This is a genomic window from Sphingomonas pollutisoli (genome assembly GCF_029167165.1).
Classification (GTDB): Bacteria; Pseudomonadota; Alphaproteobacteria; order Sphingomonadales; family Sphingomonadaceae; genus Sphingomonas; species Sphingomonas pollutisoli.
On sequence record NZ_JARFNJ010000013.1, the window covers coordinates 23,658 to 42,435 of the forward strand.

The window sequence follows — 18,778 nt, forward strand, 5'->3', positions numbered from 1 at the left end:
CTAGCTGGCAGCTAGACGATGGCGATACAAATCATCCTCGGCCTGCCGCATCTCGCAAACGGGCCTATCCTTCAGCGCGCGGTCATGCTGCAAGCGCCGGTGCTGATCTCGGCCAATTGTCTGTCACGCTGGCGCAAGGCCGATGGCTGGCGCGAGTGGTCGGGATGGCGCACCGGCACGCTTGCCAATGCGGCACCGCTCGCCAGTGTCGACCTAGATTCCGCCGGTTACACCATGATGGTCCGCTATCGCGGACTTCCCTGGAGCATCGCCGATTACATGGCACTCGCCGCGTCATGGCCGTTCCGGCGCATCTCGTCGGCCGATTACTGCTGTGAAGAAGGCGTCGCCCACGACCGCGAGGAGGTGCTCGACCGCATCGCGCGCACCACCGCCACCAACCGCGAATGCTTCGCCCGCGCCGGCGACCTCGGCATCCGCGACCGGCTGATGCCCGTGCTGCAGGGCCGCGTGCCCGACGACTATGTCCGTTCGCTCGAAGCGATCGGCGGTCAGATCCTGCCCGGCACCGTGGTCGGAATCGGCAGCATGTGCCGGCGACCGATCCACGGTCCCGAAGGGCTGATCGCCGTCGTCGAACGCCTGACGCGCATCCTGCCGATCGGCGTCAAGGCGCACCTCTTCGGGGTGAAAGGCGCCGCGCTCCCATACCTCACCCCGTTCGCCCGCTGGATCGCTTCGATCGACAGCCAGGGATGGGGCATCGGTGTGCGGCAGCACGCGCTCAGGCATCGCATCGCCAAGACCGATGCGCTCGCCGCCGACTTCATGGAACATTGGTATCGCACGCAATGCGCGCGAACGCTCGACACAGCGCGACACCTGCCCGTGCCCGCGGCATCTGCTCCACCACCGCCAACCGCCGACCCCTGGGAAAGCGCGATCGCGCAGGCCCGCGCCGAAGTCCGCGCCCTGATCGAAAGCGGCGACCTCGATCACGATGAGATCACCACAGGGTGGATCGAGACCTGGGCGGCCGAGATCTACGCCGACGCGGCATGACGGAGATCACCATGCTCACCGACCGCTCCCAGCGCTGGCGCGACCGGCGCAGCCTGTTCGTTGCCGGGGACAGCGTCATCGACCCGCGCCGCTATGCCGTCGATGTCGTCGCCCACGATACCGCGCGCGCATTCCTCACCGACCATCATTACCTCCCGCGCTATCCCGCCGCCCAGCTCGCCTGCGGACTGTTCGGTCCCGGCGACGCGGGCAGATCCGCGCTGGTCGGTCTCATCGTGTTTGGCGTGCCGGCGACCGGCGCGGTCATCACCCGGCACACCGGCTATGCCGATCCCGCTCGCGGCTGCGTGCTGCAGCGGCTTATCTGCCTGCCCTCGGTCGCCGCCAACGGCGAGAGTTTCTTCACGTCGCGCGCCTTCCGCCTCCTGCGTCTCGCCAAGCCCGGGATCGACGCCGTCGTCAGCTTCTCCGACCCCGCCTTCGGCCATTGCGGCGTCGTCTATGCCGCATTGTCGGGCGCCTATCGCGGTCGCACGAGGCCGCGGACAGTGCTGCGCATCGCCGGGGAGACGATCTCGGAGCGAACGCTGTCGAAGATCCGCAACCTCGAATCCGGCCACGCCGGGGCGATCGATCAGCTGGTCCGGCTCGGTGCGCCGAGGCCGGAGACAAACGAACACACCGCCGACTGGCTGACGCGGCTCCGCGCCGACGACCTGCTTCAGGCGCATCGGCAAAGCCCGCTGTTCACCTATTGCTTCGAACTGACGCGCGACGCGCGCCGCACCGCGCGCGATCTGCCCCGGCTTGCCTATCCGCGCCGCAGCGAGGCAATCCGCGAACAACTGTCAGGTCAGTACCGATAGGAACGTCTTGCGGGTCGTTTGGACGGACAGCGCAGCTTCGGATCACGCGCGTAATAACTGCACCGACGCGCTGTTCGCTTTCCCGCCAGGCCCTGACGCTGACGCAGCCGCTGCTGCGCGGCAGCTCCACCGGCCCAGCCCGTCATGACGGTCGGATCGACCTGCGGATTGACCTGTGCCGGTGCCGGCGTCGCCGCCGCCATCGCCAGGCCGAGCAGGATCATCATCATCTTCATCGCGATCTCCCGAATCCGCCATAGCGGATCATCCGGGGTTTGGCATCGGCCCCGCGCCGAAAGGCGCGCACATGAGGGAAGCGGGAGCGGGCGGCATGTCACCGACATGCCGGAAGGAGCACCGCCCGTGGATATCCATCTCGCCATCGCCAGCGTCCGGGCCGACGCTGCCCGCATCGCGCGTTACACCGATCGACGCGACCGTTTCCTAGACGCGCTGGACTGGTCCGCGATCGACGAACAGACGTCACGCGAGGCCGCGATGCTCGACGATCTGCTCGCCGGCGATCTCGCCGATGCCGCGCTCTACATCCTCTGGCTGGAAGAACGCATCGCCAGCGGCGAAACCGATGTTCCCGGCGTTCTTCGTTTCTACCCGCACCCGCGCCCCTGGCACGCCGAATGGATCTCGCTGCACTGACGTTGAGAGGACCGCCATGAGCCGCCACCAGTTTCCCGGCATCGAACCCGGCACCAGCGTCAGCATCGGATGGGATCGCCCGCTCGCCACGTTCTTCGTGCAGGTCCTGCGCCCGCACCCCCATCTCGAGGGCGAGGACGAAACCGTCGCATGGCATGGCGCACACCCCGGCGAGCTGACCACAGCGGCCGCGGCCGTCACGATCGCGTCGCGCTGGGCCGATCTTCCCTCCGATCTCGCGATCACGCTCGAGACCGACCGGCTGATGACCCTCGGCCAGTCCGATGGCGAGGCGCAGATCGCCATCAAACGCCGCTTCTTCGGCGACTGAACACCCGACAAGAAAGGGGAGGGGGATGGGGCGCGTCGATCAATGACGATCGACGGAGAGCCCCATGCCTTATTTCATCGATCTCGGTGCCGGTCCCGCCGAGGAAGACTGCGCGCAACTCGGGCAGTCGCCCGACTTCGACAGCCTCAACCGCCTCGAAATCGCGGTCTACAAGTCCGCGCTGATCGCACGCTACGGCCCGCCACCCCCGGGATGCCGCCTCGCCGGTCTCTCCAACGCCCACGACTTCGGACGCTATGTCGAACTCGTCCTCCACATCGAGAACGAGCTCGACGAGGCCGTCGCCGACTATGCGACGCGCGTCGAGGAGGGGCTCGCCACCTGGCGCGAGGCGGGCTTCACCGCGCCGGTCGAGTATAACGGCGGGACGCCTACCATCGTCCATGCCGATCCGGCCGATGCCGTCATCAGCGCGCTGCTGATTACCCGGCCCGGGCCGAACGGTGTTTTCCCGATCCCGGATTTTGCGTTCCTGTACGGCAATCTCACCCAGGCTTACCCCGCCGAGGCCGCGGCCGCGCTGGCGCGTCTCGGCGAGGCCGCAGACGCCTGAGCGCGACCGCGTGCCACCATTTTCCCACCATTTCGGAGCAATCCCATGGCGAATACCTACACCAAGGCCGCGTTCACCCTGACGGTAACGATCGAGGAAGCGGCCATGCTGCGCGCCGCCGAACAGGCGGTAGATATCCTCGACAGCAACGGTGACGACGCCGATCTCGCGCTCGGCTATGACAGCCTCGGCACGCGCTTCCACAGCCTGTTCCCGCCCAAGGGTGCGAGCCGGTTCGAAAACTTCCTAGCGCTGTTCGATGACTGGATTTTCCCGTACCTCGACTGCCGGATCGACATCACCGAGCCGGACGACGCGGGCAATTGCCGCGCCACCTTCTGGGGCGATCAATTCGGCATCGAGCCGGTCGCCGGCCTGATCCGGATCGTCTGCAAGTCCGCGCTTCCCTGCGGGTTCGCATGGATCTCCGACTGCGACAGGATGCGCCCCGGCGAGTTCGGGGGCGGCTGCGTCCTCATCACCGAGGCGGGGCTGACATTCCACAGCACCCAGAACATCCTCGATCGCGCCGCGCGCAACATCACGCTCGATACCGCCACGGATGCCCATAAGGGTCGATACGGCTTCGTTCTCGCCTCCCGCGATCAGGATGGACACGCTGCCTTCTGGAACACTGACGACGGCTTCGGGGCGCTCGCCAGCGCAACCGTGTTCTCGGAAGCCGAGGCGCGCGCGCACGACCCGGTCATCGCCAGCGACGAACCCGAGTGGCTGGCGCTGCCGGCACCGCTCGCGGCCTGACGGCCCATGTTCATCGACATCGGACGCGGCCTGGTCGCCGGCCTTCCGGCCATCGCCCTGCCGCCCGCCATCCTCGACGCGGTCGAACGCGGCGCGTGGATCGTCTTCAACCTCTCGGGCGGCAAGGACAGCTCGGCCGCGATGTTCGCGGTCAATCTGATCCTCGATGCGCTCGGCCACCCGCGCGAACGCCGCATCGCCATCCACGCCGATCTCGGCCGCGCCGAGTGGGACGAAACGCCCGCCACGGTCGAGGATCTCGCGACCCGCGCCGGCGTGCCGCTGACGATCGTCCGGCGCAGCGCCGGGGACCTGTTCGACCGCTGGGCCACGCGCTTCGCCAACGGCAAGGCGCGCTACGAGGCGCTCGAAACCTACAATCTGATCGGCCCCTGGTCATCCTCCGCGCTGCGCTTTTGCACGTCGGAGATGAAGGCCCATGTGATCGGGCCGCATCTGGCGCGGCTGCTGCGCGGTCAGATTGTCATCAACGTGCTGGGGCTGCGCCGCGACGAGAGCATCGCGCGAGCGAGCACCCCCGAATGGAAAGCGGACACCCGCTACGCCGCCGCCGGCAATCCCCACGGGACCGCGATGATGCTGTGGAACCCGATCGCACACTGGACGACGCCGCAGGTCTTCGCCGCGCACGATACGCTCGGCATCCCGCTGCACGTCGCCTACACCTGCTACCAATCGTCACGACTGTCGTGCCGCTTTTGCGTCCTTCAATCGCTCGGCGACGCCCAGGCATCGGCTTCGGCACCGGCGAACCGTCCCGCGCTGCTCCACCTGGTCGGCCTCGAGGCGACCTCAACCTTCTCGTTCCAGCCCGCACGCTGGCTCGCCGACGTCGCACCGCGTCACATACCGGGTAATTTGAGGAACCGGATTTCCCTCGCCAAGGCCGATGCCGCCGAGCGGCGACGGCTCGAAGCCGCGATGCCGCCCGACCTGCGCTACGTCAAAGGCTGGCCGCCGCGCATTCCCACCATCGAGGAGGCCGGCATCATCGCCGCGTCCCGCGCACCGATCCTCTCGCGGCACGGTCTCGCCGATCTCTATCCCAATGCCGGCGCGGTGCGAGACCGCTTTTCCGACCTGATCGCGCTGAAGCGTGCCGCCTGATCCAGAGCAAGGAGCTTTCATCATGCCCGATATCACCGATCTCCCCGTCATGACGCGCGCCGACGCGATCGCCGCGGGCTTCGCCGGCTACAACGACGTGCCGCACAAACCAATCGACGTGCCCGACGGCGCGTTCACGATCACGGCGAAGACCAGCGAGGGTCGCCGCGTCACCTTCTGCTTTCTCGAATCCACTTATGGTGGCCCGCCCCGCTTCATCGACATCCAGTTCCACGACCGCGGCACCACGATCCCCAACGCCGATAACGGGGTATCACCCACCTTCAACGCGTTCGCGATCACGCGTGGCGGCAAGTTCGTCGCCGACAGTCGACCGCTCGACGAAGAGATCAAGCCCTCGATCCTCGTGCTGATGCTCGACAAGGCCGGGGAAGAACCCGCGCGATCCGCGACCAACCCGGCGCCGATGTCGGACATTGACCTCGCTGCGCTGCTGACACGCGCGGCCGAAGTCGTCGCTGCGCCCGACAGCCGGATCGCGTCGCATCGCAACACGCTTGCCGGCCAGCTCATCGCCGAGGCCGCGATCAGGCGGGCGCGCCCGTCATGACCACCCCCTCGCGCAGCGACGGGATGCACGTCGCCCATACCGCAACGGGCTGGGTCGTGTTCGACAACAGCTTGTCACACCCCTCTCGCCTCTCGGGCGCCTATCCGTCGCGCGCCGCGGCGACCGCCCGCAAGCGGGCGCTCGCGCGTGCGCTGCGCCACCAGCGTCCCGACGAAGCACCGGACGTCTGAGGAAGGGGAAGGGGGACCGGCTGTTATGAACCGGGAGGATCATCCGACCCGGTGACAACCGGAGCCGACCCCATGCGCAGCATCCTCGCCTTCTACGAAATCGACCGTGCCTGGGGCGGCCCCGAGGAAGGGGGATGGTGTGCGCCGTTGTGGCGCGAGAAAGGAGTGCGTCTGATGACGTGATGCTTGTTGGCAATGGCATCTGCCCACCGAGCTTACCGGTGCCCTCGGGCTGAAACTTCGAAAGGAGAACGGGACCATAGCATGCTCGGAAAAGGCCCAAAGTGAATAGTCGCATTGAAGCAACGGGTCAGGGCAAGACGGTTATGGTGAACGCTACACTGCGTGAAGCCCAATCTCTCGCGGCCTAAACCCTTGGCGGCGAGGAAAGCGACTGAAACCCCGCACCGACGCGTCGGGTCCACTCTACCAGCTCGGACCCGAGAAGCGGCCAAGTCCGTACCATCGACTTGACCGGCCAACCTTGTCGGCGTGACCTCCTTCGGAGGACTAGAGATGAAAAGGCCACCTAAGACCGTTAGCTTATCTCCTTTCACGCGTAACTACGGGACCGCCTGTAGCTGGTCGAGTTATCGACCTGTATGGCGGCGGAGCCGCAATATTACCCGAACACCCGGCGTAATTGCCGGGACAGCCCTTGCCTCGGTGAGGGACGGTCGGCCGTATAAGTTCGGGGTGACCCGAGCGAAAGCGCAACCGAGCGGGGGAAGTGCGGCAGCTTCGATCCAGCATCGAACCAGGGCGGAGGTCTGCTGATGCAACCCTGTGCCGCCTTGAAAAGGCTGGAATCACTTGGAACGATTGCCTTGACCGGCAAACGTGTGAACGGTGTGTTCCGACTGCTGCTATCCCGCTCCTTGTGGGTGGAAGCTTTGGGCCGCATCCAACAGAACCGTGGGGCAGAGACCCCCGGCATCGACCGTGAGGCCGTAACCGATCTCGACGAAAGCCGGATCGATGCGGTGATCGCGCAACTCTCGGCGGGCACGTATCGCCCGCAGCCGGTCAGGCGCGTCCACATCCCCAAGACCAACGGTAAAACAAGACCGCTCGGCATCCCGACTGCAACCGACCGACTGGTGCAGGAAGTGGTCAGGATGATCCTGAACGAAGTCTATGAACCGATCTTCTCTGATCGGTCACACGGCTTTCGACGGGGGCGGTCGTGTCACACGGCGCTCGACCATGTCCGCAAGACATGGAAGGGCGTGAAGTGGCTGATCGAAGTCGATGTCGAAGGATACTTCGACAACATCTCTCACGAGAAATTGTTGAGCCTGCTTGAACGTCGCATTGATGATAGGCGGTTTACCGCTCTCATCAGTGCGATGCTGAAGGCAGGGTATCTGGAGCAGCAGCGTTTCCACGAAACCTATAGTGGCACGCCGCAAGGAGGCATCGTCTCGCCTCTGCTCGCGAACGTCTACCTGCACGAGCTTGACCATTATGTGGAAGGGCTCGTCGCTGGCTTCGACAAGGGTGCCCAACGTCGCAAATCGGCGGAATACAGGCACCTTCAGCGCCGTTCCGAGTACGCCCGGAAGCGCGTGGCTGCGCTGCGTGACAAAGGGCAGGTTGATGAAATCCAACCATGGCTGGACCGAATAAAGGAGACGCTCGCGGCGATGCGCAAGCTACCCGCGACGGACCCGTTCGATCCAGACTTTCGACGCCTTCGCTACGTCCGGTACGCCGACGACTTCCTTCTGGGGGTTATCGGCAGCCGGGCCGAGGCCGAAGAGATCAAGGCCGCCATCGAGGGCTTCCTCGCGAGCGAGCTTGAGCTCCGAACGTCCCCGTTGAAAAGCGGGATCCGCGAGGCTCGGAAGGGAGCAAGGTTCCTTGGCTACGACGTGCGCACTCGCACGGCGTCCGACCGGCTCGTCAAACAACGGGCACGGACGGGCATCGTCGCAGTCAAGCGGACGGTGACGGATCAAATTCAGTTGCTGGTCCCGCGCGACAAGGTGCAATCGTTCAGCCAGAGGCACGGCTATGGTCAGTTCGACTTGGGACGGGCTGTGCACCGTCCGGGCCTGCTTCACATGGATGATGCGGAGATCGTCAAGGTCTACAACGCCGAACTTCGCGGCTTTGCAAATTACTATGCCTTGGCCGTGGATGTGAAAGGCGCACTCAACAAGCTCGAGTTTCTCTGGCGCGGTAGTCTGTTCAAGACGCTCGCGCACAAGCATCGGACAAGCCTAATGGCTTCGCTCCGGCGCCTCAGGGTTGGCCCGGGCAGGTACGTAGTGCGTATCGGCGTTGGGAGGGATGAGAGGAGGATCGCGGTTTGGCGACTGGCGGAACTCGATCGTAGGCCGGTGTTCTGGCCGTCGGTCGACAACACGCCTCGCACGGAAGCTCTTCGGTTAAGCAGGACCAACCTGACTGACCGAGTGCTCGCCCAAGCATGCTCCGCATGTGGCGGCACCGATGGACCGTTCCATCTTCACCACAGCAACCCCGTGCGTCGCATGAGGGATGGGCCGGTGTTCCGGAGGCTTCACGCCGAACGGGCCCGGAAGACGAGGCCGCTTTGCGCGCCCTGTCATCAACTCCTTCATGCAGGGAAGCTGCCGGACTTTCGTTCTACAGTGCCCGGAGCGGAGAGCCGGATGCAGTGAAAGTTGCACGTCCGGTTCGGAGGGGGGCAGTGGGGTGTTCTCTCGTAGACGCCACCCTGCCTACCCTACGGTACGACACCGGCACCTTCGTCCGCGTGATCGCCCTCCATTACCACGACGAGGCCGCGATCGCGGCGATGCGCCGCGCCAACCGGCTGCTCGAGCGCCTGCAGCGGCATCGCCCGCCGGTGGATTCGGCTGCCTACACCGGCGGACGCTTCCGCGCCTTCAGCTTCTCCGGCCTCCCGCCCACGCGGTTTCCCGCACGTCGCCCGGAATATTCCTGACCCAGCAGAAAGGGACCAGCCCATGTATCGCGTCCATTATTTCGACACCAGCGAGGCCGCGCATGACGCCTGTCTCGATGACGGTCCCTGCATCGAGAAAGGAGACGTTCTCGCCATCCTGTCGGAAGGCGTGATCGGCCTTGCCTCGACCGATCCGATCGCCGTTACCCTCGACCCCGGCGCGCTGAGGATTGTCCGCCCGATGGCGATGGACACGCTACTGACGGAACTCGTTCACGACGCCTGCCAGATCCGCCGCGCGGTCGCGATCGCCCTGCTACACCACCTGCCCGTGCAGCCGCATTTCCTCGCCTTCGTCGCGCCGGCGCTGCCCTATCCCTATCCGCAGACCGTCGTCGCGCTCTCGTTCGACGATATCATGCTGACGATCGATGCGATCGACCACCGTATCACGGCGCTCGAACGCCGGTTGGGGACACTCGAATCCGACAGCGCGCACGCCTTCTTCCTGCAACGCTCGATCGATCATCTGTCGGCCGCCCGGAAGCGCCTCATGCGACATCCGCGACCGCCTCGCTGAACGGCACGGCATCGCCTCGCGACGATGCCGGCACCGGCTGCGCCGGAAGGAGAGAGGGACCGGATCGGCATCCTGGACATGGGGTCCGGGCATTTTGCCGAAAGGTCACGATCATGTGCATCGATCCAAACGCCGAGCCCGTCGCCTTCGCGCTCGACACCAAACTCTGCCACCTCCTCCCCACGCTGACCGAGCCGCACCGCGAGGCCATCGCCCAGGATCTGGCGCGCACCGCCATCTTCATGGCGACCGCGATGGCGGCCGACATGGCGCAGGACGCCGTGAACGGCCTCGTGCCGATCCCGAAGATGCCGTCGCTCGGCAAGCCGCCCGCACCCGCGCTGGTCCCACAGGCGCAAACGCCGCGCGATCCCGTGCTGCTGACCCCCGCGGTCGCGCCCGTCGTCACGATCAAGGCCAAAACGACCGACGTCACCGTCGCCGGCTTAGACCAGCGTCACGGCTACACCTTCGGGATCGACAACAAATCCGACCGGCTGATCGACATCCGCCACGCCGGCAAATGCTGGTGCATCGATCCGAGCGACGAGGCGACCGACGTCGTCAGCCGCGCGATCGGCGCGCTCGCCGCGGCACACGCCGATATCGGCACCGCCCTGACCGACAAGATCGGCCGATGATCGGCAGGCCCGGTCCGCGTCCCGCACGATCCACCGTCCGCGTGAAGACGCGGTCGGTGAGGGGCGCTCATCGCGCCCTGCCCGGCCGAAGGGCCGGGGAGGGGAGGAGGATTGAAGATCGGTGTCGAGGACATCGGGTCCAGCACGACATCAGGAGACGTTACGATGAACATCGGTCAGATCAAGCAGAACGACGCGGGCATTTTCATGGGCCGCATTTCCACACTCGCCGTCGCGATGACGATCGCACTGAAGCCCGTCCAGTCGTCCAACCCGCGCGCGCCGCGCTACGAGATCCACGCGCTCACCCCGGGCCGGACGTGGGTGCAGGTCGGGGCGTTCTTCGAACTCACCTCGAACAACACCAGCGAGGCGTTCCTCAACGGTCGCATCGACGATCCGTCGCTCGCCGCGCCGCTGCAGGTCTCGGCCTTCCGCCAGGACGACGGCTCGTACAACGTCGTCTGGCAGCGCGCGCAGAAGCGCCGCGACGTCGGTGCCGCGCTCGGCGTCAAGGCGGATGACGATCTGTCGCCGCCGTTCGGCGCCGATGGCGGCCCGGTCGACAACGGTCCCGGCCCCGATGCGGCCGCCACCGACACCGGACTGGGCGAAACCACCGCCCCGGTCGAGGAGCCGGTCGGCAAGGGCCGCGGTCGCCGCCAGCGCGTCGCCGAGGACGCCTGATCCACCCCCGGTGCCGTGCACTCCCTCACGGCACCGCATGGCGCACGGGCGCGCCCCCTTTCGCTCCCGCACGCCGAAACTCGGGGCGACGCCGGCACACGGCGTCGCCCTTTTTTTGCTTCATGGGCTCCAGTCCCGATTCAACACCGTATCGGATCGATAATTTAGCTATTCCTTCGCTTTATCGCCGTATAAGCACAGGATATCGCAGTTCGAACCTGGGCCACGCTCAAGGGAAGGGGGTGATGAATGGATAGCCGGGCGAATGGTGATGACACCGCTCGCGGGACCGGCACGTCCACTTCATCACGAGGTCCCGACATGGCCGACCGCGTCTCCGTCTCAATTACGATCGGGGGAAATCTGCCCGCCGACCAAGTTCCCAAACTCATCGAACTGGCGAATGCCTCGGGCCTCACTCTTGAGTGGGAGGGCGAAGCACTCTCCGACGACGACATCAAATCCGGCGAGCATCTCCGAATGCGGGCGCACGATGTGACAATCGGAGATGTCGACGAGATCGGGGAATTCTGCTGCACCAACGATCTCCCTTTCGTGTGCTGGACCGACGGATCAGCCGGGTCATTCAACCCTGAAACCATTATCTGGGTCGGCGAAGGGCCACGACACTCCTTCAACGCGACCGGTGACGGCAAAACGCTCATCAGCGAGGAAGAAGCCCGCGAACTCGGCTCCTATGAGGCGATCTTGAAGCATTTCGCCCTCGGATCGTTCGAACCGCCCGTACTGACGATCGTCCCAACCAACTCCTGAAGTTGACAACCTCCCAATCAGGCCCGGTCCGCGTCCCGCACGATCCACCGTCCGCGTGAAGACGCGGTCGGTGAGGGGCGCTCATCGCGCCCTGCCCGGCCGAAGGGCCGGGGAGGGGAGGAGGATTGAAGATCGGTGTCGAGGACATGGGGTCCAGCACGACATCACAGGAGACACGTCATGAACATCGGTCAGATCAAGCAGAACGACGCGGGCATTTTCATGGGCCGCATTTCCACCCTCGCGGTCGCGATGACGATTGCGCTCAAGCCGGTCCAGTCGTCCAACCCGCGCGCCCCGCGCTACGAGATCCACGCGCTTACCCCGGGCCGGACGTGGGTGCAGGTCGGGGCGTTCTTCGAACTCACCTCGAACAACACCGGCGAGGCGTTCCTCAACGGCCGCATCGACGATCCGTCGCTCGCCGCGCCGCTGCAGGTCTCGGCCTTCCGCCAAGACGACGGCTCGTACAACGTCGTGTGGCAGCGCGCCCAGAAGCGCCGCGACGTCGGTGCCGCGCTGGGCGTCAAGGCGGATGACGGCGAACCCGCGCTGCCCTTCACCGCCGATGGCCGTGACGTGGCGACCTCGGGCGCCGGCGATGACACCGGCGACGGTCTGGGCGCCAGCACCGCGCCGGTCGACGAAACGGTCTGACCGGCATCGGGCGGCGCTGATGCGTCGCCCGTGTCGCCACCCCGACGGGGATCGCTTCATCACCGAAGCGGTCCCTGTTGTCGTTTCTGGCTATTCCGCGCATACCGCGTATAATGCGCGTGATCCACAGGAGGCACTGATGGCTGCTACCGCCAGTGACGAGACCGTCAATCTCACCGATTTCCACAAGACCCCGGGCGTCTACGTCGACAAGAGCCAGCTCGCGCCGGTCATCCTGACCAAGCGCAACCGGCGCTTCGCCGCCGTCGTCAGCGCCGATTACCTCGACCGCGCCGAAGCTGCGCTTCGCGCGATCCACGGCAATCGCCGGGTCTATACCGAAGGGACATTCCCGGATGACTTCGCGGCCCGTCTTGAAGCCTCGCTCCCGACAGAAGCCGAACTCGCCGACGATCGGTGGGAGCGTGAGCGCGTCGACACCGCCGCCTGAACCCGGCGATGTCATCAACTACATCTATCTGTTTGCCCATGAAGCGGCTGCCGGTCGTGACGAGGGCGTCAAGGAACGCCCGGTTCTGGTAATCGCGTCAGATGCCAGAGGCGTCGCGGTCGTACCCATCACGACGAAGGGGGAGGCGCGATCCTCTCGCAGCGACCGGATACCCGATCCGGTCGCCAAGGCTATGGGCCTGCCGCGCGCCGGCGAAAGCCACGTCGTCGTCAACGACGTCAACGATTTCGACTGGCGCGGCCATGATGTCATCGACCTGAGGACCGGCAGCTTCATTTATGGGCGGTGCCCCCCGACGTATTTTCAGAAGATCGTTCGTGCCGTCCAGGCAAGCGCCGTCCGGGTAACCGATCGACGCTGACCGTTGGTTACGCCAACCCGAAGGACGACGCCCGCAGACGCCGCCCGATTCGCTGACCGGACGGATAGATCATCACAATCGGCGATGATCTCGCAGCCGGGCGGCGCGTAAAGCCGTCGCTGTCCTGCCAGCGGGTATCGGCAGGCGTTTAACCCCGATGGCGATGAGGACGCCCAGGTCCGATGCGGTTGCCGGCGATCGCCCTGGCGAGGGTCGGCCGTCGGGCGACCTTGCGGCATCCGGTCTCCTTGCCGGTGCGTCGTCGCCCGGGCGCGGCCGTCCTTGTCGAGCTTCGGAGCGGCACCACGTCGGTCAGCGAGCGACGCTGGCGGCACGCCTGCCTTCGCGCCGGGTCGTTCGGGGGTACGGGTCAGGCGACCGACATGAGCGGTTCACGAGGTTTGTCCATGGCAATGCCTGCGGGAACCTTGGGCTGATCGACGGCCCATCCGCCGTTTCGTGTCACCTGCGCCGCGCCCCGGGGCCTCGCAACCCCTTTGGCAGGGCCGTGTTGCCGCGCTTCGCGCGGCTGCCCGCACCACCCCTGCAAAAGGGGTTCCCCTCCGGTCGACCAGGCCCGCCGCCTGCGCGCCGGCCCAGCTCGCCCTCCGGTGCGACGCCCCGAACCGCGACGCCCTTCAGGTGACACCGGCGGACGGACCGCCGACCAACCCAAGGAGGCAATGCCATGAACAACGTGAACCTCGTCGGCCGCCTGACCCGCACCCCCGAACTGCGCGAAGTCAATCGCGCCACCAGCGTCGCGACCATCTTCGTGGCGACCGATCGCCCGAAGCTCAACAAGGACGGCCACACCTACAAAGGCGACGACGGCTTCACCGTCAAGGAGACCGAATACCACAAGGTCACCTGCTTCAACGGCCTCGCCAAGGCGATCGCCGGCAACCGCAAGAAGGGCGACCTCATCGCCATCGAGGGACGCCTGCACTACACCCGCTGGCAGGACAGCGACGGCAACGACCGCTACGGCTGCGAGATCATCGCCGATCGCGCCGAGTTCTACTGACCGGCCAGCGAACCGGGCGGCGTCTGCGGGCGTCGCCCTTCGCGCATGCTTCATCATCGCCCGCGCAGGACGCCTCGCCCACGGTGCTTCGCACCGCGGCCTTGCGCCAGCGCGCGCTCACCTGAAAGGTCCGGCACCATGACCGTCCAGCGCGACATGTTCGACGGCGACCCGTTCGCGCCCGAGCCGATACCTGCGGCACCGGACCCGGTCGCTCGGGTCGACGAGCCGGCACCCGCCGGCGGCGACCACGACGGCAATGCCGTCGCGCTCGCCCCGCTGGCGGTGCCGTGCGGCTTCCGCAACCGTCGCAATGAACCCTGCCGGCGTCTCGCCGAGCGACCCATCCTGATGAACGGCCAGCCCTTCGTCCATCTTGGTCACCAACTGCTCCAGTGTCCGCGTTCCTGCTGGCTAGACGATGACAGGGCGGTCGAGCCGGACATTGCTGACCGGATCGGTGAAGATATCCGGTTCGCAACCGAACCGGATATCCAGACCGACCCGCACGGCGAGGACCCCGATGCCAACCGCGATCCAGACGACCCGGGAATCCAGGAGATGCCGGATTACGATGCCGGGGATGACGGTGGCGAGTATGAATGGGACTGATCCTGCTGGTCCTGCTGTGCTGGCTGTGGGACGGCCGTAGAGGGGCAGGGCGGGGCGTCCCGCCTTGTGGGCGGGACCGGGCTCTATTCGGCCCTGGCGGGCCTCACGGAGCCCCCTGGCGGGGTCTCCGCCCTGCGGGTGACGATCCCTATGCCGGCGCCGGGCGTCCTGCGCGCGGGCGGCGGCAGCTGGCTCGCCCTCCCGGGCTCACTGGCGCTGCCTTTGCGGCGCTGCGCCTGGCGGCGCATCACCGCCGCCCGTGCTCGGTCCGACCCGGCGTGCCCACCACAACATAATATTTTCTCTCTCTGTGATGAGGAAGTCTGGCATGCGGGGTTGGCGGGCCGTCAAGGACGCGCGGTCCCCCCAATTTTCACGCACCCTTCCGCCTCCGCTTCGCTCCGCCTCCAGGGCACGAGAAAATCGGCTCCCCCGCGCGCGAGCGTTAACCGGGGTCCGCGACCCTGCGGGCCGCGGCTTCCCGGTTAACGTCCCTGACCGCCCTGACCGCCGCATGCCGGATGAGATTCCTCACCGAGAGAAGGTGAGATTTTCAACTCATGGAGGCTATCATGACCAAGTACAGCAACTTCAACGACATGGGCCGCGCGATCAACGAGCGCCGCGCCGACGAGGACACCACCGAGACCTATCAGGGGGCGTTCATCGAGGCGAGCGAGATGGCCAAGCTTTCCATCGTCAGCGAAGCCGAGAAGCTGGACATGCCCGACCCGGAGCAGGCCGCGCACGCCGTCGAGCAGATGCTGGCGACGATGTTCGACGTGTTCCGCGACACCCGCATGGAAGAATTCGCCGCCGATCTCGCATGGGGTTTCGTCAACAGCTTCCACATGGTGGCCAAGCGCATCGAGGGGCGGGAGGATGACGCCGCCAAGAAGCTGGGCGACCTGGTGCGCAGCTACGACCCCTCGGAGATCTACGCGGTGGAACTCGAAGAAACCCAGCTGCTCTGCCAGACCCTCGAGAATTGCGCCGAGGCGATGCGCTGCATGCGGGACCACGCCGGGAACGTGTATCGCGTCGAGACCGGACGGCCCTTCTCGACCGTCCGCGGCAGCAGGGTGTCGTCCAAGCTGACCGCCTCGATGATCGACGGTGCCGACTATCTGGCGGCACGCGCGGCAAAGCGTCGGGACGAGCACAACCCGAGCGGCCCGATTGTCGCCTTCTCGGGCGGCATGGAATGGCACGACCACGAGCAGCTCTTCGAACGCCTCGACCAGATCAAGCGTCGCATCCCGTCGATGGTCCTGATGACCACCGCCATGAACAAGGGTGCCGACGCCATCGCAGCGTCGTGGGCGGCCTCGCGCGAGGTCAAGCTGGTGCGCATGTTCCTCGACAAGCGCCACGGCAACCGGGGCGGGTTCCTGCGCAACGACCGCATCGCCTCGCTGCGTCCCGTCGAAGCGATCGTCTGCGAAGGATCGGGCGTCCAGATCGACTTCGCGCGCAAGCTGCGAACCGCCGGCGTACCGCTCCACGTCTTCCGCAAGGACGGACAGGCGCCGGTGCAGCCCAGCCAGCGCGGCCGTCGCGCCTGACGCACTCACGGAAGGGCTCCGGGAAACCGGAGTCCTTCCCCTTTTTTACGTCGCCCTGGGCGGCGCTCCGGGGCATCGAGCCCCATCGCGCCGCGTGGGACTGACCTTGCGGTCGATCGCACCGCGTTGCCGGATCGACACGGCTCGCTCGCGGCAGGGCAATGCCGTCGCATTGCCGCTGCCTGCCACGCCTCGCCGGTGCCGGGATCGATCTGTCGCTCCGTCGCATCGCCTCGCTCGCTTAGCGGTCATCGCTGAGTGCGATGACCAGCGCGCTACGCCTCGGCCGATGCGACCCTTGGAAAACCCCGGTGCGACCCCGAAAGGGCTATCCTTTGCTCGCCTCACTACAGAATGGCATGCGGGTATCACGGGCCGTCGAGACTTCGCGGTCCCCCAAATTTTGCGCTGCCCGTCCGCAATCGCTCCGCTCAGCGGACCGCCAGCACAAAATCGGCTCCCCCGCTCTCGAGCGTTGACCGGGATCCCTGCCTTCGCTGCGCTCGCCACGGCTTCCCGGTCAACGGCATCAACCGCCCTGAACACCGCATGCCGGACGGTTCGCGTCAGCAAAAGGAGAATGACATGACCGACCCCACCCCGAACGACGACTACGCACTCTGGGCGGACGGAACATGCGCGACGATCGGCGAGGTTCGCAGTGGCCACTACACCCACATGTCGGACGACTATGAGATCATCTCGTGGACCGACACCGCACGCCTGATCGAAATTGACGCGGTCGATCCCTGACGGAGGATCGGTACGGCTCGCTCGCGGCAGGGCAATGCCGTCGCATTGCCACTGCCTGCTACGCCTCGCCGGTGCCGGGATCGATCTGTCACTCCGTCGCATCGCCTCGCTCGCATCGCGGCCACGCCTGCGCGTGTCACGCTCGCTACGCATCGACCGTCGCGGCTCAGCCGGCGTCTCGACTGCGGCATCGGCACGGCTCGCTGGCGGGCGCGGCGATGCCGTCGCATCGCCTGCGCTGCCGCTGCGCATCGCGCCGTGCCGATGCGATCGAGTATGGGCTGACCGGCACGGCTCGCTCGCTTCACAACGATCCCTTCGGATCGCCGGTTCGCTACGCCTCGCTCGTGCCGATCGCACCCGCTTATCGACCGCGCCCGTCTCGCTCGCATCGCGGCCACGCCTGCGCGTGTCGCGCTCGCTACGCATCGACCGGCGCAGTCCGACCAATGCCCGGCTCGCTCGCGGTGCCGCAATGCCTGCGCATTGCGAGCACCAGCTACGCATCGCTCGGGCACCCGGTCCTGCGGACCGACCCATGACCCCGTGATCGGCCATGCCGATCCTGACGGATCGGAAGGGGAGGGGAACCGGGGATGATGGTTCCAATGGGAGACAGACCATGTCGATCACCTTCTTCCTCAGCGTCGATCGGAAAGCCGATGCCGCGCCCGCCGTCATCACCGCCCGCCAGCTCGCCGCGTTCCGCGCCTTCGCCCGGGAGCGTGGCCAGCTTCTCGAAGACGAGGACGATGACCCCCTGGTGTCGTGCTCGTTCGAAGCCCGCGTGTGCCCCTGGTCGCTCGCATCAATCTGCGCGATCTTCGATCACGACGTTGGTGTCATCTCCGTTGTCGAGGAAGCCCAGTTTCGTGGACTCAACGTCCGCTTCTGGCGCGACGATGCAACCCGCACGATCACCATGCACGTCGCCACCACGCCCGACGGCGCATCGGAGATCAACCTCGCCAACGGCAACGCCTATCGCGTCCTCGACGCGCTCCGGCTTGCCGACGACAATCGCGGCAGCATACCCATTACCGAATTGCGCGATACTCTGGGTCAGCCTTACGTCCGCCGCGATCTAGGCCACCTCAATGATGGCCGTTACCTCGAGCGGTTCGACTCGCTCGCGGCTCAGGTCGCTACCAGTGACGAGATACGCATGGTCTGGGGATAGCCTCCCTCCAGTCACCATCGCGTCGGGGGGCATCGGGCTTCGCCTCGATGCTCCCCATTCTTTTGCCTCAATGGACCGAAGCATCGCCAGCTTCGGCCAGGCATTGAAAAGGGGAGCGCCTTACGGCTGCTCCCCTTTTTTGCTTGATGGGCTTGAGCCCGCTCCTGCGCTGACCCGCTACGCGGTCAGGCGCTTCACGGTCTCGTCGATCCCGAGCTTCTTGATCGCCCCGATGATGGCGCTGAACTGGGCTGGATCGGCCTTCATCAGCCCCGACTTCTCAACCTCCTTCAACAACCCCGATCGCTCGCGATCGGCGAGTTGCTTGCGACGCTCGTTGAGCCGCTGTTCATCGGCCTCAAGCTGCGCCCGTTCCTGCTCGATACTCCGTGCCATTCGACATGCCTTTTCTGATCGTGAACCAGCCTCCATGTTGTACGATGCCAGCACCTACCCAGCTGCACAATAGCGACAACCATACTCGCTCGCTGGTCCGGTTTTACCGGACC

25 protein-coding genes are annotated in these 18,778 nt (G+C 66.1%); 23 read left to right on the forward strand and 2 right to left on the reverse strand.

Annotated elements, in window-relative coordinates; genetic code table 11:
• The first annotated feature begins 18 nt into the window (after positions 1-18).
• Both PX554_RS21650 and PX554_RS21655 read left to right on the forward strand, forming a co-directional pair.
• Positions 19-1,023, forward strand: a complete 1,005-nt coding sequence (locus PX554_RS21650) for a deazapurine DNA modification protein DpdA family protein (RefSeq protein WP_275504540.1) — start codon at positions 19-21, stop codon at positions 1,021-1,023.
• Positions 1,020-1,850 carry a Mom family adenine methylcarbamoylation protein gene (locus PX554_RS21655; protein ID WP_338061619.1) on the forward strand — a complete coding sequence of 277 codons (831 nt, stop codon included), beginning with the start codon at positions 1,020-1,022 and terminating at the stop codon, positions 1,848-1,850. The genes PX554_RS21650 and PX554_RS21655 overlap by 4 nt, the downstream gene beginning before the upstream one ends.
• Here PX554_RS21655 and PX554_RS21660 read toward each other — a convergent pair.
• The gene (locus tag PX554_RS21660) at positions 1,838-2,086 is read right to left on the reverse strand and encodes a hypothetical protein (protein WP_035386549.1); all 249 of its coding nucleotides are present in this window, start codon (positions 2,084-2,086) and stop codon (positions 1,838-1,840) included. The genes PX554_RS21655 and PX554_RS21660 overlap by 13 nt on opposite strands.
• 127 nt (positions 2,087-2,213) lie before the next feature.
• Between PX554_RS21660 and PX554_RS21665 the strand changes: the two genes are divergently transcribed.
• The 21 genes from PX554_RS21665 (at position 2,214) to PX554_RS21765 (ending at position 18,269) form a co-directional block, all read left to right on the forward strand.
• Positions 2,214-2,507 carry a hypothetical protein gene (locus PX554_RS21665; RefSeq protein ID WP_275504541.1) on the forward strand — a complete coding sequence of 98 codons (294 nt, stop codon included), beginning with the start codon at positions 2,214-2,216 and terminating at the stop codon, positions 2,505-2,507.
• A 16-nt stretch (positions 2,508-2,523) separates the two neighbouring features.
• Positions 2,524-2,838 carry a hypothetical protein gene (locus tag PX554_RS21670; RefSeq protein WP_024310662.1) on the forward strand — a complete coding sequence of 105 codons (315 nt, stop codon included), beginning with the start codon at positions 2,524-2,526 and terminating at the stop codon, positions 2,836-2,838.
• A gap of 64 nt (positions 2,839-2,902) precedes the next feature.
• A complete protein-coding gene (locus PX554_RS21675) occupies positions 2,903-3,412 on the forward strand; it encodes a hypothetical protein (RefSeq protein ID WP_275504542.1) in 510 nt (169 codons plus the stop codon).
• 45 nt (positions 3,413-3,457) lie between these two features.
• Positions 3,458-4,174 (forward strand): hypothetical protein, encoded by a 717-nt coding sequence (locus tag PX554_RS21680; RefSeq protein WP_016510269.1) that lies wholly within the window; start codon positions 3,458-3,460, stop codon positions 4,172-4,174.
• 6 nt (positions 4,175-4,180) lie between these two features.
• Positions 4,181-5,302 carry a phosphoadenosine phosphosulfate reductase domain-containing protein gene (locus PX554_RS21685; protein WP_016510250.1) on the forward strand — a complete coding sequence of 374 codons (1,122 nt, stop codon included), beginning with the start codon at positions 4,181-4,183 and terminating at the stop codon, positions 5,300-5,302.
• Positions 5,303-5,324: 22 nt separating this feature from the next.
• On the forward strand, positions 5,325-5,873 hold the full coding sequence (locus PX554_RS21690) for a hypothetical protein (protein WP_035386550.1): 549 nt from the start codon (positions 5,325-5,327) through the stop codon (positions 5,871-5,873).
• Positions 5,870-6,064, forward strand: a complete 195-nt coding sequence (locus PX554_RS21695) for a hypothetical protein (RefSeq protein WP_010409103.1) — start codon at positions 5,870-5,872, stop codon at positions 6,062-6,064. Before PX554_RS21690 ends, PX554_RS21695 begins: the two co-directional genes overlap by 4 nt.
• Before the next feature lie 827 nt (positions 6,065-6,891).
• Positions 6,892-8,712: a reverse transcriptase domain-containing protein gene (locus PX554_RS21700; protein ID WP_231729953.1), complete on the forward strand. Its 1,821-nt coding sequence runs from the start codon at positions 6,892-6,894 to the stop codon at positions 8,710-8,712.
• Positions 8,713-8,741: 29 nt separating this feature from the next.
• Positions 8,742-8,999 carry a hypothetical protein gene (locus PX554_RS21705; protein WP_275504543.1) on the forward strand — a complete coding sequence of 86 codons (258 nt, stop codon included), beginning with the start codon at positions 8,742-8,744 and terminating at the stop codon, positions 8,997-8,999.
• A 22-nt stretch (positions 9,000-9,021) separates the two neighbouring features.
• Positions 9,022-9,540 (forward strand): hypothetical protein, encoded by a 519-nt coding sequence (locus PX554_RS21710; protein ID WP_016510723.1) that lies wholly within the window; start codon positions 9,022-9,024, stop codon positions 9,538-9,540.
• Between the two features lie 113 nt (positions 9,541-9,653).
• Positions 9,654-10,181 (forward strand): hypothetical protein, encoded by a 528-nt coding sequence (locus tag PX554_RS21715; protein WP_275504544.1) that lies wholly within the window; start codon positions 9,654-9,656, stop codon positions 10,179-10,181.
• Between the two features lie 165 nt (positions 10,182-10,346).
• Complete coding sequence (locus tag PX554_RS21720; protein ID WP_275504545.1) at positions 10,347-10,868, forward strand: DUF736 domain-containing protein; 522 nt, start codon at positions 10,347-10,349, stop codon at positions 10,866-10,868.
• Positions 10,869-11,189: 321 nt separating this feature from the next.
• The gene (locus PX554_RS21725) at positions 11,190-11,642 is read left to right on the forward strand and encodes a hypothetical protein (protein WP_275504546.1); all 453 of its coding nucleotides are present in this window, start codon (positions 11,190-11,192) and stop codon (positions 11,640-11,642) included.
• Positions 11,643-11,822: 180 nt separating this feature from the next.
• Positions 11,823-12,299: a DUF736 domain-containing protein gene (locus PX554_RS21730; protein ID WP_037447318.1), complete on the forward strand. Its 477-nt coding sequence runs from the start codon at positions 11,823-11,825 to the stop codon at positions 12,297-12,299.
• A gap of 139 nt (positions 12,300-12,438) precedes the next feature.
• A complete protein-coding gene (locus PX554_RS21735) occupies positions 12,439-12,750 on the forward strand; it encodes a prevent-host-death family protein (protein ID WP_016510718.1) in 312 nt (103 codons plus the stop codon).
• On the forward strand, positions 12,725-13,132 hold the full coding sequence (locus tag PX554_RS21740) for a hypothetical protein (RefSeq protein WP_035386729.1): 408 nt from the start codon (positions 12,725-12,727) through the stop codon (positions 13,130-13,132). The genes PX554_RS21735 and PX554_RS21740 overlap by 26 nt, the downstream gene beginning before the upstream one ends.
• 688 nt (positions 13,133-13,820) lie before the next feature.
• Positions 13,821-14,159, forward strand: a complete 339-nt coding sequence (locus tag PX554_RS21745) for a single-stranded DNA-binding protein (protein ID WP_010409121.1) — start codon at positions 13,821-13,823, stop codon at positions 14,157-14,159.
• A gap of 138 nt (positions 14,160-14,297) precedes the next feature.
• Complete coding sequence (locus PX554_RS21750; RefSeq protein WP_275504547.1) at positions 14,298-14,771, forward strand: hypothetical protein; 474 nt, start codon at positions 14,298-14,300, stop codon at positions 14,769-14,771.
• Positions 14,772-15,343: 572 nt separating this feature from the next.
• On the forward strand, positions 15,344-16,336 hold the full coding sequence (locus PX554_RS21755) for an SLOG family protein (protein ID WP_037447491.1): 993 nt from the start codon (positions 15,344-15,346) through the stop codon (positions 16,334-16,336).
• A 585-nt stretch (positions 16,337-16,921) separates the two neighbouring features.
• Positions 16,922-17,089, forward strand: coding sequence for a hypothetical protein (locus PX554_RS21760; protein ID WP_275504548.1), 168 nt, complete (start codon positions 16,922-16,924; stop codon positions 17,087-17,089).
• Positions 17,090-17,645: 556 nt separating this feature from the next.
• Positions 17,646-18,269 carry a hypothetical protein gene (locus PX554_RS21765; RefSeq protein WP_275504549.1) on the forward strand — a complete coding sequence of 208 codons (624 nt, stop codon included), beginning with the start codon at positions 17,646-17,648 and terminating at the stop codon, positions 18,267-18,269.
• A gap of 177 nt (positions 18,270-18,446) precedes the next feature.
• Here the strand turns inward: PX554_RS21765 and PX554_RS21770 are convergent, their stop codons facing one another.
• Entirely contained in the window at positions 18,447-18,665 is a 219-nt protein-coding gene (locus tag PX554_RS21770) for a hypothetical protein (protein ID WP_037447303.1), read from the reverse strand.
• Positions 18,666-18,778 lie beyond the last annotated feature (113 nt).